This is a genomic window from Pseudomonas sp. 18173, from assembly GCF_050432945.1.
Classification (GTDB): domain Bacteria; phylum Pseudomonadota; class Gammaproteobacteria; order Pseudomonadales; family Pseudomonadaceae; genus Aquipseudomonas.
In genome coordinates this window covers 84848-100777 of record NZ_JBKFTN010000018.1, presented here as the reverse complement: position 1 = coordinate 100777, position 15930 = coordinate 84848, and the positions used below count along the sequence as shown (strand labels likewise).

The window sequence follows — 15930 nt, the reverse complement described above, 5'->3', positions numbered from 1 at the left end:
GTTCCTCTGTTGGCGCCTTTTGCGCCGAAGGTCTATGTAAAAGTGGTCAATTCTAGCGCTTTAACATCGCGCGTATATCCGCCAATGCGTTGTTTCCGCGCACGGCTTTGACTTCGGTCGGTGTATCGTCGTTGCCTTCCCATGCCAGGTCGTCCGGCGGCAGCTCATCGAGGAAGCGGCTCGGCGCGCAATCGATGATCTCGCCGTACTGTTTGCGCTTGGCGGCGAAGGTGAAGGCCAGGGTCTGGCGCGCGCGGGTAATGCCCACGTAGGCCAGGCGGCGTTCCTCTTCGATGGTGTCGGCCTCGATGCTGGAGCGGTGCGGGAGGATTTCCTCCTCCATGCCCATGATGAACACGTAGGGGAATTCCAGGCCCTTTGACGCATGCAAGGTCATCATCTGCACGCCCTCCGCGCCGTCTTCCTCTTCCTGCTGACGTTCCAGCATGTCGCGCAGGACGAGTTTGCCGATGGCGTCCTCGACGGTCATTTCGCCGTCTTCGTCTTTTTCCAGGGTGTTCTTCAGCGCCTCGATCAGGAACCAGACGTTACCCATGCGGTAGTCGGCGGCCTTGTCGCTGGAGCTGTTGGTGCGCAGCCAGTTCTCGTAGTCGATGTCCATGACCATGCTGCGCAGGGCCGAGATCGGGTCTTCGCCGGCGCACTGCTCGCGCACCCGGTCCATGAAACGCTTGAAGCGCGACAGACGATCGGTGAAGCGTGAGTCCAGATGCTCGCCCAGGCCGATCTCGTCGGTGGCGGCGTACATCGAGATCTTGCGCTCGGTGGCGTAGTTGCCCAGCTTCTCCAGCGTGGTCGAACCGATCTCGCGGCGCGGCACGTTGATGACTCGCAGGAAGGCGTTGTCGTCGTCCGGGTTCACGATCAGGCGGAAGTAGGCCATCAGGTCCTTCACTTCCTGGCGTCCGAAAAAGCTGTTGCCGCCGGACAGGCGATACGGCACCTGGTGATGCTGCAGCTTCAGTTCAATCAACTTGGCCTGGTAGTTGCCGCGATAGAGGATCGCGAAATCGCTGTACGGACGGTCGGTGCGCAGGTGCAGGCTGAGGATTTCCATGGCCACGCGCTCGGCTTCGGCGTCTTCGTTACGGCAACGGATCACGCGGATTTCGTCGCCGTGGCCCATTTCACTCCACAGCTGCTTTTCGAATTCGTGCGGGTTGTTCGAGATCAGCACGTTGGCGCAGCGCAGGATGCGGCTGGTGGAGCGGTAGTTCTGCTCCAGCATCACCACTTTCAAAGACGGGTAGTCTTCCTTGAGCAGCATCAGGTTTTCCGGACGGGCACCACGCCAGGCGTAGATCGACTGGTCGTCGTCGCCTACCACGGTGAACTGGTTGCGTTTGCCGATAAGCATTTTCACCAACAGGTACTGGCTGGCGTTGGTGTCCTGGTATTCATCGACCAGCAGGTAGCGCACCTTGTTCTGCCATTTTTCCAGGATGTCGGCGTGCTCTTCGAAGAGCTTCACCGGCAGCAGGATCAGGTCGTCGAAGTCCACCGCGTTGAACGCCTTGAGCGTGCGCTGATAGTGGGTGTAGACGATGGCGGCGGTCTGCTCCTTGGGGTTGCGCGCGTTTTCCAGGGCCTGGGCCGGCAGGATCAGGTCGTTTTTCCAGGCGCCGATCATGTTCTTGATCTCGTCGACGCCGTCGTCGCCCGAGTATTCCTTCTGCATGATGTCGGTCATCAGGGCCTTGACGTCGGTCTCGTCGAAGATCGAGAAGCCCGGTTTGTAGCCCAGCCGCACGTGCTCCTTGCGGATGATGTTCAGGCCCAGGTTGTGGAACGTGCAGACCGTCAGCCCGCGACCTTCACCGGCGCGCAACAGGGTGCCGACCCGTTCCTTCATCTCGCGGGCGGCCTTGTTGGTAAAGGTCATGGCGACGATGTACTGGGCGCGGATGCCGCAGTTCTGGATCAGGTGCGCGATTTTGCGCGTGATCACGCTGGTCTTGCCGGAGCCAGCGCCGGCGAGCACCAAAAGAGGGCCGCCGACGTAGCTCACGGCTTCTTGCTGCCGGGGATTGAGTCGGGACATAGGTAAATTCAGGAGTCAGTCACAAAATGGGCCGGCATTTTAACAGGCTCAGCGAATTGTGCTGCTCTGTCCGACTTGTGACGTAGCACGCTATCTGTAATTGCCGGTTTTGTTACTTTCACGCAGGATGCGCTACGAATTTGCGGCTAATGTTCGTAATTCCAGATACAAAGGGCTCGTTTTGACAACTGATGTCATTGTCATTAGTTAACGGAACGGCATAATGCCCGTCGCCTACATCTTTGCAGAGTCTAGGGAGCTAGCTTGTCTACGCCTGTCGAACCCTTGCGTTTGCTGCTACTGGCCGAAGAGCCAGCGTGGGCAGCGTTGTTGCGCGAGTGTCTGGCTCCGATGGGGAGCTCGGCCGTGCTCATCAGCGCGCCGAGTTGGGAGTCGGTCAGCAGCCTGTTCGATGACAACCGCAGCGCGGTGTTATTGACCATCCCGCAACTTCAACCGGCGCCGGGCCGTTGCAGCCTGCCGACGGTGTTGCTGCTCGACCATGAGCCGCTGGTCCCGCCCGACGGTGTGAGTGACTGGCTGGTGCGCGACCTGCTCGATCCTGGCATGTTGCGCCGCTGCCTGCGCCATGTGCGCGAACGTGGCGTCCTGGAAAACACTCTGCAACGCCTGGCCGAGCAAGATCCGCTGACCGGCATCGCCAATCGCCAGGGCTTCCAGACACTGCTGACAGCGCGGCTGGCCGAAAGCGACGGTCGTGGCCTGGCCCTGGGTCATCTCGACCTCGACAATTTCCGTTACGCCAACGACGCCCTCGGCCATCAGGCCGGTGACCGCCTGATCCTGCAGGTGGTGGCGCGGCTCAAGAGCCAGCTCGAGGCCGGCGATCAGCTGGCACGCCTGGGCAGCGATGAATTCGCCCTGCTGATCGACACCCGTCGCGCTCCCCAGCGCGCCGAGTGGATGGCCGAACGCATCAGCGAAGCGCTGGCCGAACCTTATTGGGTCGACGGCGAAAGCCTGTTGATCGGTTCCAGCCTGGGCATTGCCCACGCCCGGGCCCAGGCCGGTGCGGACCCGCTGATGTGGCATGCACATATCGCCATGCAGCAGGCCAAAAGCACCCAGGGCTGTACCTTTCATATTTTCAACGAGCGCATCAACCGCAATGCCCGCAGCATTGCCGACCTCGAAACCGAGCTGCGCCGGGCGTTGCGCCGCGATGAGCTGGAATTGCACTACCAGCCACGCCTGAATCTCGAGGACGGGCAAATCGTCGGCCTCGAAGCCCTGGTGCGCTGGCGCCATGCCGAACGCGGGTTGTTGCCGCCGAGCGAGTTCGTGCCGCTGGCCGAGCAAAGCGGCCTGATCGTGCCGCTGGGCTACTGGGTGATCTCCCGGGCCTTGCGCGACATGCAGGCGCTGCTTGAGCTGGGTTTGCCGCCGTTGCACATGGCGATCAACCTGTCGTTCCGGCAGTTCCAGGACAGCCAGTTGCTGTCGACCCTGAGTCGCCTGATTGCCGAGCGCGGCGTCGAGGCGCAGTGGCTGGAATTCGAACTGACCGAAACCGCCGTGATGCGCCGCAGCGATCTGGTCAAGCAGACCATGGACGCCCTGGGGCGCCTCGGTGTGCGCTTCTCCCTCGACGACTTCGGTACCGGGTTTTCATCCTTCGTGCACCTCAACAGCCTGCCGATCACCTTGCTGAAGATCGACAAGAGCTTTGTCGGTGGCATGGAGCAGCGTGAGGAAAACCGCAAACTGGTCCACGCGATGATCAACCTGGCGCACAACCTCAACCTTGAGGTGGTCGCCGAAGGTGTGGAGACGCCGGAGCAACTGGAGCTGTTGCGCGGGTTTGAATGCGATCAGGTGCAGGGGTATCTGATCAGCAAACCGTTGCCGCTGGCCGAGCTGGTGGAGTATCTGACGTTTGGCTCCAGTCAGCAGTCGCTGGAAATCGTGGGCTGAGGTTGCCACGCAACCCTGTAGGAGCGAGCTTGCTCGCGATAAACCCGAGAACGCCGCGGGGCATCTGCCAACCAGCGTTATCGTTGACGACCATCGCGAGCAAGCTCGCTCCTACAGGGGGCTCAGTCAGGCTGAGGGACCTCGAAGCGCTGCTCTGACGTCGGCTCGCGCTTGATCATCCGCTTCATCTTCCACTCAAACCCCAGCGTCAGGCTTATCGCCGCGCACGCCAGGCCCAGCGCCAGGCCCCACCAGACGCCCGTTGGCCCCCACTGCAGGTGGAACGCCATCCACCAAGCGGCCGGAGCGCCAATCAACCAATAGCAACCCAGGCCGACGAGGAACGTGGTCTTGGCATCCTTGAGCCCGCGAATGCAGCCCATGGCAATGGTTTGCACGCCGTCGAACAGCTCGAACCAGGCCGCCACCGCCAGCAGGCTCACGGCGAGGTTGATGACGTCGCGAAACGCCGGGTCGTGGTGGTCGAGGAACAGGCCGACCAGCTGGTTCGGCAACAGCCAGAAAACCATGGCGAAACACAGCATCGCCGCCGCCCCGAAGGCAATGCCAACCCGCCCGGCCAGCCGCGCATCCAGCAGTTGCCCGGCGCCGTAGTGCTGGCCGATGCGCATGGTGATGGCATAGGAAATACCCGCCGGGACCATGAACGCCACCGAAACGATTTGCAGGGCGATCTGGTGTGCACCCAGTTGCGTGCTGCCCATGGTGCCCATGCACAACGCGGCGAAGGCAAACAGTCCGACTTCTACCGCGTAGGTGCCGCCAATCGGCAGGCCCAGGCGCCACAGTTCCTTCAGGTACTGCCGGTTCAGGCGCGACAGGCCCTGACGCAGCGGATACGCCTCATAAGCCGGATGCCGCCGAATGTGCCACGCCAGTGCCAGTGCCATGAGGTTGGCGACAATCGCCGTGACCAGCCCGATGCCCATCAGCCCAGGTTTCGGCAGGCCGAACATCCCGGTAATCAGTGCATAGTTGAGCAGGAAGTTGGCCACGGTCCCGCCCAGGCTGATGACCATCACGGGCGTCGCGCGGCCAATGGCGCTGGTGAAGCCGCGCAGGGCCATGAAGCTCAGGTAGCCGGGCAGGGCGAATGGCAGGAAGATCAAGAACTGCCCGGCCATCTGCACGTTGCTTTCGGTCTGGCCGAACAGCAGCAGCACCGGTTTGAGGTTCCACAGCAGCAACCCGGCGACCAGCGCCATCAGCCATGCCAGCCACAACCCGGCCTGGGTCAGCCGGGTGGCTCCGACAATATCGCCAGCACCCTGACGGATCGCCACCAGTGTGCCGACTGCCGCGATCACGCCGATGCAGAAAATCGACACGAACGAATAGGTCGCCGCGCCGAGCCCGCCACCGGCCAGCGCCTCGGGACTCAGGCGCGCCATCATCAGGGTGTCGGTGAGGACCATCAGCATGTGCGCCAACTGCGAGGCAATCAGCGGCCCCGCCAGCCGCAGGATGGCCCAGAGTTCAGTACGTGCTGGATGCTGCATGGTCATCACGCTCGTTTATCAAAGAGAACAGGAAAGCGTCGATTCTCGGCGCTCTGCGGGGATTGCACAAAGGGATAAAAAGGATGGATGGCATGATTAAAACTCATGCTGGAGAGTTTCTGCTAGGGTGGCTGGATCCCGGTGTAGGAGCTTTCCCAATGTCACGTCGTCTTCCTCCCTTGTATGCCCTGCGCGCATTCGAAGCGGCGGCGCGGCATAGCTCGTTTACCCGTGCGGCTGAAGAGCTGTCGATTACTCAGAGCGCCGTCAGTCGACATATTCGTACGCTCGAAGAGCATTTTGCCTGTCGGTTGTTTCACCGCAGCGGGCGCAACTTGCAACTCACTGAGTCGGCGCGGTTGATCCTGCCGGGCATTCGTGATGGTTTCACCGCCCTTGAGCGCGCCTGCAATACCTTGCGTGCCGAAGACGACATCCTGCGCATGAAAGCCCCGTCGACCTTGACCATGCGCTGGTTGCTGGCACGGCTCAGCCGTTTTCGGCACCTGCAACCGGGCAATGAAGTGCAGCTGACCAGCGCCTGGATGGACATCGACTCGGTGGACTTCAATCAGGAACCGTTCGACTGCGCCGTGATCCTCAGCAACGGGCATTTCCCGCCGGACTGGGAGGCTACTTTGTTATTTCCAGAGGAACTGATTCCGGTGGGCGCGCCGAATCTTCTGAACGATCAGCCTTGGGGCGTCGCACGCCTGGCCAGCACCGAACTGCTACACCCAACGCCCGACCGTCGCGACTGGCGCAGTTGGCTGGAGCGCATGGGCCTGACCGATCAAGTCTCGCTCAAGGGCGGCCAGGTGTTCGACACGCTGGAGCTGGGGATGATCGCCGCCGCCCGAGGTTATGGCGTGTCCATGGGCGATTTGTTGATGGTGGCTGAGGATGTTGCACAGGGACGTCTGAGTTTGCCGTGGCCGACAGCGGTTGCCAGCGGTGAGAATTATTACCTGGTCTGGCCGAAAACCCGCCCCGGAGGTGAGCGTTTGCGCCGCCTCAGCGTTTTCCTCCTGGGTGAGGTTCGGGCCATGGAGTTACCGGCGGTCGAGCACTTGAGATGAATCATCGCAGGCAAGCCGGATCAGTCCCCAAGCTAATCGCACTTGGCATTGCTGGATACTTCCTTGCTCGCCTGTTTCAACAGGTTGCCCAACTCAGCCGCATTGGTGCTGTTGTAAACCCGACCTCCGGTGTTTTCAGCGATACAGCGTGACGGGCCGCCAGCACCGATTTTCACCACGTTGACCCGCAGGCGCGGTTGTTCCCTGGCGATTCGACGGGATACCGCGCAAACGTCCTGCCCGCAACCGTCTTCTCCGTCGACGAACATCACGATAACCGCATCGTTATTGCGCCCGTCGACGGTACTCGCCGCGTGGGCCAGGCTGTCGGCCAGCGGTGTTCCGTCGTCGGGAACCAGGCCTCGAATCCCGTTGATCAGCCGCGGGCGGTCGCCGAACTTGAACAGACCCTGGTCCGGTGTTCTTTCGCAGCCGGCGAAGGTGATCAGGCGTGTGTCGATCTTCGGGTCAAGCCCGTTGATCATGCCGGCCAGCGAGTCCTTGGCGATGTCCATGCGGCTGGGTTTGGCGGTAAGCCGCATGGTGCGGTTCGGGTCCAGGAGCTTGTTGATGTCAGGACCGTAGAACCAGTCCTCGTCGGCTTTCACTGACTTGATGTTCAAATCCATGGAGCCCGAAGTGTCGAGCACCACCACGAACTGCGGAACCTCTGACTTCGGCGCTGTTTTGCGGCATGCGAAGTTGTCCAGCGTCGGGGCTGGTGGCGGGGCAGCCACTACCGGTTTTGGTGGTGGAACCGGTTTGGGTGGCGGAGTCGGCTTGGGTTCAGGTGCCGGTGCCGGTTTTGGTGGCGGGACCGGCTTGGGCTCCGGTACCGGTTCTGGCGTGGGTTCTGGTGCCGGAACAGGTTTCGGTTCCGGCTCCACGACAGGCTCGGGGACAGGCTCGACCGGTTTCTCAACCGGCGTCACTACTGGCGCCACAGGCGCTACAGGTGGCGCCACGACAACCGGCTCACGGTGCAGGAACCACCAGAGCCAGAGCGCCAGGAGCAACAACAGCAGCGCGAGCAACGCCGCCGCGATCCACCAGCCTCGACGCGACGGCGGCAGCACGGGCGCGACCGGCACCACCGGCGGCACGATCGGTTTGGGCGGACGCAGGTTCCAGCGCACCACCAAAGGCTCACCGTTGAGGCTGTAGAGTTTGTCCAGCTCAGGCGTGCCGAGCAGGCTGCGCAGGTCATCCGCTTCCGTCGGTTGACCGCGTTTTTGCAGTTCATCCGCCAGCTGTCCGAGGGACGTCTGACGCACTTCATAGGTTTCCAGCAAACGTCGTCGCGCGTCCTCGTTGAGATCGGCATAGGGTGTGGGTTGGCCACCCAGTTCGGTCCACCATTCCAGCACGTCGCCGCTGCCCATCCGCGGGATGGCAAACAGACTGGCGACGGTCGGCGGAAAGTGTTTCTGGATGAGGGCGACTTTGGCTTGCAGCGCACTCATCCCCTCCGATGTGGCTTGCGCATCCCTGATGACCCGCTGCATGACGACGATTCCTGAAAAAGCGCAGGCATCCATCGGGATGCTTGCAGGGTAAAAATTACTCTTCGTAGCCGAGGCTGAATTGCAGCTGGTTGACCTTCTTCTGCAACGTTTTCAGCTCTTGCTGCTTGGCCGCCAGCGTCGCTGGCGTTGATTTGGCCGTTGGCGCCGCTTGCGAAGCCTTGAGCTGTTTCTCGAGGTCGGCAATCTGCTTCTGCACCTGGGCTTCATTGCCACGGCGGGCCTTGAGCGAGGTCAGCAGTTGCGCCAGCGACTGATTCAGCGCCGCCTGGGCTTTCTGCTGGCTGGCCAGATCGGTCTTGGTGCTGAGCTGCTGGGCCTGAATGTTCTCGTACACCTGACGGAACATTGCGTTTTGCTGCCGGGACTCGCTCAGGGCCAGTTCCTTCTGCTTGACCTGATCGCTGTAACCACCGGAGTAGTCGCAGTTCATCTTGGTCAGCATGCTGCTGTCGCGATTGGTTGCATCGCATTCGCCGGGCTGGCTCGCGCAACCGCTCAGGGCCAGGACGGCAGTGATGACTATCAGTTGTCTTGGCGTCATAGGCTTAACCCAGGGTGATTGCGGAGCGTTGGCTGTACAGAGCGTCGACTTCCTTCTGCAGGCTGCCGACTTTCTGGTTCATTCTCTGAATGTTCATCTCCACTTGCCTGATCTCGGCGCTGGAGCCTTGTGAACGCTCGGCGTCTGCCACTTTGCTGTACTCGGTGACTTTGGTACGCATGTTGGCAAGGTCTTTGCGCAGGCGCGCGATGTCCGAGTCGATTCCGGCGATTTGCGCCTGAGCCCTGTTCCTGTCGACTTTTTTGTTGGCAATGTCCTTTTTGATCTGGGCAATTTGCGCATGGTCATCATTGATCACTTGCTGAGCGGTCGCAGTCCGGGCGATCACGTTCTGCGTGTCTTGCTGGACGTCGCTGTTCATCTTCGCCAGGCGGGTGCTGGTGTCGGCGTATTCGGCGCGACGTTGATCCAGGTAATAGTTCGCGCCCATGGCCACGCCACACGCGGTAATACCGGCGGCGATGACGCACACGGTTTTGTTGTTGCTGTTGGACAGCGCGCAAGCGAGGATGCCGACACCGGCGCCGACGGCGCAGGCCTGGTATCCGGACTTGCTGAAGAACTCTGCGTCATTGCCCTGGGTCAGGCGCGGGTCGGCACCGCCGCCTTCGCCTTCGCCCAGCATGGAGCTGCCGGTGTTGGCGCAACCGGTCATTAGCAGGCTGCCGGCGACTACGAAAGCGATCTGTAGCTTGAAGCGAGTCCAAAGGCTGCGCGACATGGTGAAACTCCTGGGTAACGGTGTTGACGCATTGTTATTGAGTGACGGTTTTGCAGCTGGTCAGCCAGGCTTCAGTGTCGATTTTCTGCTTTTGCAGGAACGCCTTCTGATTGGCCCAGTGGGTGCGCAAGTAAGGTTTGAGGTCTTGCAGCTGTTTGTTGCGGGTGATGATTTCTTCCATCACCGGGACTTGCGTTTCAAGCAGTGGCTGGCCGTACAAGGTAGCCGATTCCACCAGGCTGCTGGCATAGTAACGGCTGAGTTTGTGCAGGCGATCCTTTTGCTCCTCGAGCTTGCCTTTACGCATGTCGCAACTGGCGTCTTTGTCCGCGCCTTCGCAATTGAGCTTGTAGTTCTTTTGCAGGAAGTCCACGTACTGGCCGTCGTCGAGCATCTTGGTGCACAGGAACGCACCCAGGTTGAGGCTGGCGCGGATCGCCTGGTCGCGGGTTTCTTCCTGCTGCTGGTTGCTGGCGCGCAGCTGGTTCTCCAGGGCCTGGAGCTTTTCCTTGAGTGCTTTGTCTTCGACACCCGAGGCGAGGTTATTCAGCGATTGCACGGTGCCTTTGTCGGCGGATTCGGTTTCCTTGCTGCCTGTGCCGAGTTTCTTCCAGCTGCTTTCGATGCTGGCGACCCGTTCGCGAGAGGTAAGGGTCGGGGAGACCAGCACCAGTCGCAGGCCGGTGGTCTTGTTTTTCACCTGGCCTTCGGCGTTGTAATACGGCTCTTCCTTACGCAATGCCGTACGCAGGTCGGCCTGCGCGGTCAGGTAGTTTCCGCCACGGACGACGTAGCCGCCGGCCTGACCGTGCTGGCGGTCGAGTTTGTTCAGGCGAAACGGCTCGAAGATCATTTCGTCGACGTTACCGAGCATGTCATGCAGACCCAGCGGGTTGGGCTTTTGCAGACCGGTCAGTTGCACTTTGCCGTTGGACGATTGCGCCCCGGCGAACCACTCGTAGGCGTTGATGCCTTCTGGCATCGGGTAGTGCGTGTCGCGAAATTCAGCGGCACCGACTTCCAGCCCGCCGCGCGCGGCGAACTCCCATTCGACTTCGGTCGGCAGGCGCAGGAAACCCTGGGCGCCGTCTTCCTTGGGCAGCTTGCCGGCGGCGTTTTTGCGCAGCCACAGGTTGTATTTGTCGGCGGCCTCGATGGCTTGTACCCAGCTCACTGCCGTTTGCGGCAGGCGCATGCTGGTAGCGGCGGTGGGGCAGGCTGCTTCGGTCAGTGCGGCGTATTGCAACTGACTCATCTCGTACTTGGCCATCAGGTAATAGCGGGACTTGTCGTTCTTGGCCCCGGTAAAACTGCCAGCGATAAAGGTCGGGCGGGTCTGCTCGACATAGCCGTATTCCGCGCCGTCCTGACCGATGTTGATCGGGTAGTCATCCAGGGGACCGGCGACCGGAATGAACACCTTGCGAAACACCATCGAGCCTTCGCAGGGCATCGGCAGCACGACGTCGCCAGCCTCCGGCATCGGGTTGTAATACTTCTCTTCCCAGCCCGCCGCCGAGGCATCGAGCAGGTAGCCGAGGCTCAGGGGTAACAGCAAGCCAAAACGTTTATAGCTCACGCAGACTCTCCGCAGGTTGGATGTTGATGGCTCGCAGGGCGCCGATCATAGCCACCAATGTAGCGACCAGGAAGGTCAGGAGCAGGGCGGCCAGGCCATGCCAGACAGTGATGTGGCAAACGAAGGTACCGGTGGCCTGGCTGCTGCCGAGCAGGTAGTTGAACAAATGACTGCCCACGACATAAAACCCCAGCCCGCCGACGTAGCCGGCCAGACTCAGCACCAGCGCTTGCAGGACCACGAAACCGCCGACGGACCTGCGTTTGAAACCCAGCAGACGCAGGACCGCCAGGCTTTTGCGTTTACGGTCGATGTTGGCCAGGAACGCGCCGACCATCGACGCCACGCAGCCGATCAGTGCCGCCACGGCGATCACACCGAAGATCAACCCCAGCACGTGGTTGATGGCCTTGACGTTGTCGATGTCGGCCAGTCGGCTCGACGTTTCGATGTGTTGTTCGTTGAGCCAGTGCTCCAGCGGCGCGACTTGATCGATGTCGCGCGCATACACGCGGGCGCGGGCATACAGCGGTTGTAGATTACCCTGAGGCTTGCCGGTGGTAACCCCGAACTCGCTAACCTGATAACCGTCGCGAAAGCGTTCCAGGTCCAGCAGCAGCGGCGGGGCGACAAACCCGGCAGCACGACCGAAACGGGCACCGTCGAGCACGGCCAGTACCGTCAGCTCCATCTCGCCGCGTTCATTGACACCTTCCAGGCGGCGCAAGGCCCGCAGCTGCACGCTGTCGCCGGCCTTGGCCTGCAAGCGTTGCGCTGCGCTGGCGCTGAGGATCACTTGATTGCCGACGGGGTTGAGTGACGCCAGGTTCAGTTGTGGGTCGCCGGGCTCGGTGGCGATGATTTCCGCACCTTCGACAAACCGTTGCATGCCGATCAGCAGGTCAGCCTGGGTATTGAGCGAGCGGGTCTGGCCGAGGGCAAAACCGGTCTCGGGGCGCAGGCGCAGGCGCTCGATCCAGGCCGTGTCGTAGTTGCCGTTGCTGAGCATCTTCACTTCAAGGTTGCGCGGGTCGCGCAGCAGTTCGTCCTGCAGTTGGCTGACCACCCCGTGTTTGAGCCCGAACAGCAGCAACAACGGCGCGATCACCGCCACCAGGGAGGCGGCGATACACAGCGAGACCTTGCGGTCGTGCCAGAGGTCTTGCAGTGCCAGTGAGCCCAGCAGGCGCAAGCGATCAGTCCATCGGTTCAAACAGAGTCTCTCCCTGATGGCTGATAGCGCCGAGTCGCGGCAAGCCGAAATTTTTCAGCAAGGCCCAGTCATGGGATACAACGAGTGCACTCAGGCCCATGCTCGACACCAGGCTCAGGAGCAACTCGAACAAACGCCGGGCACTGTGAGGGTCGAGCGCGGCGGTCGGCTCGTCGGCCAACAGCAGCAGCGGTTCATGGGCAATTGCCCGAACGCAGGCAACACGCTGGCGTTCGCCGATCGACAAGGCCTGAGGCTGTTTATCCAGCAACCCTCGCAGGCGCAGCACGTCAACGGCGTGGTCGATGTGATCGCTTTTTGCGGGCATCCCGAGCAAACGGCGCGGCAGGCTGATGTTGTCGCGCACGCTCAGGAACGGCAGCAAGCCGCCGCTCTGCAAAATGAATCCCAAGTGCCGTGAACGCACCGCTGCAAGAGCAGGCTGGTCGTCAGTGGCCAGCAGTTGGGCGATATCCTGAGCGTGCGCCGGGCCCAGCCGGAAACGCTCGAGTTCCACCGGCGCGAGCAGCAGGCCGATGGCTTCGAGCAACGTACTTTTGCCGCTGCCGCTCTCACCGGTGATGGCGAGGATTTCCCCGGCGCCGACCTGCAAGTGCGGCAGTCGCACGTGATGGGCCTGTGCGCCTTCACCACGGCGCACCAGCAGGTTCTTGATATCGAGCATGGGCGTCTCGTTAAGGCATCATTTCCAGAGGCACGGGGTAGACGTTGTCCCGCGCATCGCTGTCTTTGGCTAAAGCTACCCAACGGTCGACATCGGCGTTGTAACGCTGGTAATGCCGCAGTTTGGTGTTCAGCGTGCGGATGAATTTCTCTTGTGCCAGACCATCCCAGCTCTTCCAGGTCTCTTCATCCAGGTTCAGCACTTCGCTTTGATAAGGCAGGTCTTCGAGGTATTCACCGAGGACGCCCATGTCCGCCAGCTTGGCATTGCTGTTCTGTTTGAGCTGATTGGGATCGGCGCCCATGGTCGCCGCCACCGAGCGCAGGCGATCGAACATTTCCGTCGGCGAAATCAGGCCTTCGTTGGCGGCATCGAGAATCTTCTTCATCACGTCGCTCAAGTCGCTGAGCTGTGACTTGGTCAGCAGCACCCGCACGTCGGTCGTCGGGATGTTCTGCTTGATCAGGTCGCGGTCGGTGATCCATGCCTTGAACACTGGCGGGGCCTTGCTGTTGGTCTTCTCGCCGAGATAGGCGAGTTGCATGGCGTGGCCGATCAGCGCCGCGTCTTCGAGCATTTTTTTCTCGGCCGGGTCCTGCTTGGCGTTCGCCGCACTGCCGATAGCGTCTTCGCCCATGTAGGCGGCTTTCACCTGTGCAGTGATCGCCCCGGCCAGGGCGTCGACCTTGCGCCCGAACTCCTGCACATCGCCAGCGTTCACCGGGTAGTACAGCGAAGTGTTGGTGCCCGGGTAGGTCGACAGGTTCTGGTACTGCGCCTCGGCCTTGGCGTGGTCCTTGGCTCCGGCCGGGGTTTTCAGGTGCAGGGTGTAAATCGCCACGCCCGGGTTGGCGGCTTCGATACGCACCTGTGCAGCGTTCAAACCGGTCTTCGACAGCTTGTCTTCGCCTTCGATGGCGCCCGCATCGGTGATCAGCACCACGTAGCGCGCGCCGAACTGGCTCCAGTCGACCTTGTCGATGCTCTCCATGACGCCGGCAAACGAGTCTTCATCGAAGCTGCTGCTCGACACGGTGGCCTGCTTGAGGTCTTTGATCCTGGCGAAAAAGTCGGCGCTGTCTTTCACCTGCGTCGGGTCGGCGTACATCTTGGTGGTGTATTCCAGCCCCGGCACCGCCTGGGTGTTGGAGCGGAAAGCCACCAGGCCGAACTTGACCTGTTTGCCGAGATTCTGCGCTTCGATCTTCTGGTAAACCTTGCGGATCGCCTCGCGGGTGCGGTCGATGTAGGGGTCCATCGAGATCGTCGAGTCGATGACAAATACCACGGCCGCGCTGAATTCCTTCAGCTGGTTGGCCTTTTTCTCTTCGGCTTCCTTGCTACCGGCCGCGCTGTTTGCTGCACCGCCCTTGGCGTTCTTGTCATCCGGCTTGCTGACGGAGGCGACGTTGAGCAGGCGCGTGCGGAAACCGCTTTCGGTCATGACTTCTTCGCCACTGAGCACCGGCAGCAGGTAGAACTGCTTTTGCAGGTCGACGAAGTATTCAGGTTCTTGAGCCAGTACGCCCGGTGCCTGCTGGCCCTTTTTCAGCGTGGCCCGCAGCGGCGCAACTTTGCTGACCGGGTCCGGTGCATCAAGGATGCCTTCGACGGTGGCGCGGTCCTTGAAGAACAGCAGCCGGTCGCGGTTGGCCGGGTTGGTGAAGGCCAGCGTCAGTTGCATCTTCCAGTCGGTGGTGCAGCTGGCAGGCAACCAGCCAATGGTTTTGCCGTAGCTGTCGGGGCCGACTTTCAGCCACTCGGCGTTGTTCGCTTGGGCGCGCTCGTACACATAAAAGCGGCTGAAGACCGGTTGTGCGTCGCCTGCCGCACCGCCCGCCGTCGGGCTGACTGTGCAGCCCGGCGTGGTCAGCACGCGTTGGAACAGGGTCTTTTTACCGGCCTGGATCAGCGGTTTGTCATCGGCCAGGGACAGCGGGCTGATGCACAGCGCCAGTAATGCGGCACCGCTCAGCAGGAAACGACTCAGGGGCGAACGCATCACTTCTGCAACTCCTCGAAGCGCTGCTTGGCTTCGGCGTTGTTCGGATCCTGGGTGAGGATGGTTTCATACCAGTAGGCGGCGGTGGCGTTGTCCGCGGCCGGGAAACACTCGCTGGCCTTCAGGTATTTAGGGTCGTATTCGCGGGCATAGGCGTTGGCGATCAGCGCGTCACCGGCCTGGGCACGGTTGGCGTACAGGCGTTGGGCGACGCCGCAGTGTTTGCCGGCCTTGGCCTGGTTGATGATCTCCAGCAACCTGGCACTGTCGGGTGCCGCTTTGATGCAGGTCTGGACGAAGGTCAACTCGGGCAGGCTGTTCATGCTGTCGAGGGTGCAGGCTTGAGCGTCGGCGCCGGCCGGTGCGGTGGCAGGGGCTGCGGCTACCGGGGCAGGCTGCGGGGTGCGTTTGTAGAACCAGAATCCGGCGCCCGCGGCCAGCAGCAACACCACGACAATCAACAGGCCGATCAGGCCTTTGTTGCTTTTCTTCACCGGTGCGGGAGGCGGTGTGTAGGCGGGCTCGGTGAGCACCGACTCCAATTCCAGTTCTGGCTCGGCGGTGGAAAGGGTTAGCTCAGGCAACTCCGGGATTTCCGGTGCCGGTTCCGGTGCTTTCGGTGCCGGTGCATTCGGCGTCGTCAGTTCGGCGCCACCGTAAGTTGAACGCGTCTGGCCGCCGGCCGTGGACGGCAACACGCCAACGCCTGGCCGAACCACGCCTTTGTCGGCGTGGCCTTGGCTTTGTTCGCGCAGTTCGATCTGGAATTGCGAGTTGGCGCCGCCTTCCAGCAGTGGGTCAACCACGTCCGGTCCGACCTGCGTTTGCAAAGCTTCGCCGTTGGCCGTGAGGTTGAAACGCGAGACCTTGAACCAGAATGGACTGTTGCTCCAGGCCTTGTGGTCCTGAAGGTAAAAACCGTCCTGGTTGCGTTGAATGGAAAACTCCAGTTGTTCCTCGCCACCCTGCCATTTCTTCACAGTGAGGCGGGCCTGGCCAGGCACATTGGGCTCTAACGCGAGCAGGTCGACACGAATTGGCATTGC

12 protein-coding genes are annotated in these 15930 nt (G+C 61.5%); 2 read left to right on the top strand and 10 right to left on the bottom strand.

Features of this window, described 5'->3' with window-relative positions; translation table 11 throughout:
• Positions 1–52 precede the first annotated feature (52 nt).
• Positions 53–2062 carry a DNA helicase Rep gene (gene rep, locus ACLD1X_RS20240; RefSeq protein ID WP_085716217.1) on the bottom strand — a complete coding sequence of 670 codons (2010 nt, stop codon included), beginning with the start codon at positions 2060–2062 and terminating at the stop codon, positions 53–55.
• A gap of 264 nt (positions 2063–2326) precedes the next feature.
• On the opposite strand from rep, the gene ACLD1X_RS20235 reads away from it, so the two are divergent.
• The gene (locus tag ACLD1X_RS20235) at positions 2327–3997 is read left to right on the top strand and encodes a putative bifunctional diguanylate cyclase/phosphodiesterase (RefSeq protein WP_429370655.1); all 1671 of its coding nucleotides are present in this window, start codon (positions 2327–2329) and stop codon (positions 3995–3997) included.
• Positions 3998–4119: 122 nt separating this feature from the next.
• Here ACLD1X_RS20235 and ACLD1X_RS20230 read toward each other — a convergent pair whose 3' ends face one another.
• Positions 4120–5517: a NorM family multidrug efflux MATE transporter gene (locus ACLD1X_RS20230; protein ID WP_429370653.1), complete on the bottom strand. Its 1398-nt coding sequence runs from the start codon at positions 5515–5517 to the stop codon at positions 4120–4122.
• Positions 5518–5675: 158 nt separating this feature from the next.
• On the opposite strand from ACLD1X_RS20230, the gene ACLD1X_RS20225 reads away from it, so the two are divergent.
• Positions 5676–6596: a LysR substrate-binding domain-containing protein gene (locus ACLD1X_RS20225; protein ID WP_429370651.1), complete on the top strand. Its 921-nt coding sequence runs from the start codon at positions 5676–5678 to the stop codon at positions 6594–6596.
• A gap of 32 nt (positions 6597–6628) precedes the next feature.
• Here ACLD1X_RS20225 and ACLD1X_RS20220 read toward each other — a convergent pair whose 3' ends face one another.
• The 8 genes from ACLD1X_RS20220 to ACLD1X_RS20185 are packed head-to-tail and all read right to left on the bottom strand — an operon-like array spanning position 6629 to position 15927.
• Entirely contained in the window at positions 6629–8101 is a 1473-nt protein-coding gene (locus ACLD1X_RS20220; protein WP_429370649.1) for a vWA domain-containing protein, read from the bottom strand.
• Between the two features lie 55 nt (positions 8102–8156).
• On the bottom strand, positions 8157–8663 hold the full coding sequence (locus ACLD1X_RS20215; protein WP_429370647.1) for a hypothetical protein: 507 nt from the start codon (positions 8661–8663) through the stop codon (positions 8157–8159).
• 4 nt (positions 8664–8667) lie between these two features.
• Positions 8668–9405 (bottom strand): hypothetical protein, encoded by a 738-nt coding sequence (locus tag ACLD1X_RS20210; protein WP_429370645.1) that lies wholly within the window; start codon positions 9403–9405, stop codon positions 8668–8670.
• Positions 9406–9439: 34 nt separating this feature from the next.
• Positions 9440–10984: an SUMF1/EgtB/PvdO family nonheme iron enzyme gene (locus tag ACLD1X_RS20205; protein WP_429370643.1), complete on the bottom strand. Its 1545-nt coding sequence runs from the start codon at positions 10982–10984 to the stop codon at positions 9440–9442.
• On the bottom strand, positions 10974–12197 hold the full coding sequence (locus tag ACLD1X_RS20200) for an ABC transporter permease (protein WP_429370641.1): 1224 nt from the start codon (positions 12195–12197) through the stop codon (positions 10974–10976). Before ACLD1X_RS20200 ends, ACLD1X_RS20205 begins: the two co-directional genes overlap by 11 nt.
• Entirely contained in the window at positions 12181–12882 is a 702-nt protein-coding gene (locus ACLD1X_RS20195) for an ABC transporter ATP-binding protein (protein WP_429370639.1), read from the bottom strand. Before ACLD1X_RS20195 ends, ACLD1X_RS20200 begins: the two co-directional genes overlap by 17 nt.
• Positions 12883–12892: 10 nt before the next feature.
• A complete protein-coding gene (locus tag ACLD1X_RS20190; protein ID WP_429370637.1) occupies positions 12893–14884 on the bottom strand; it encodes a vWA domain-containing protein in 1992 nt (663 codons plus the stop codon).
• Entirely contained in the window at positions 14884–15927 is a 1044-nt protein-coding gene (locus ACLD1X_RS20185) for a hypothetical protein (RefSeq protein ID WP_429370635.1), read from the bottom strand. Before ACLD1X_RS20185 ends, ACLD1X_RS20190 begins: the two co-directional genes overlap by 1 nt.
• Positions 15928–15930: the final 3 nt, after the last annotated feature.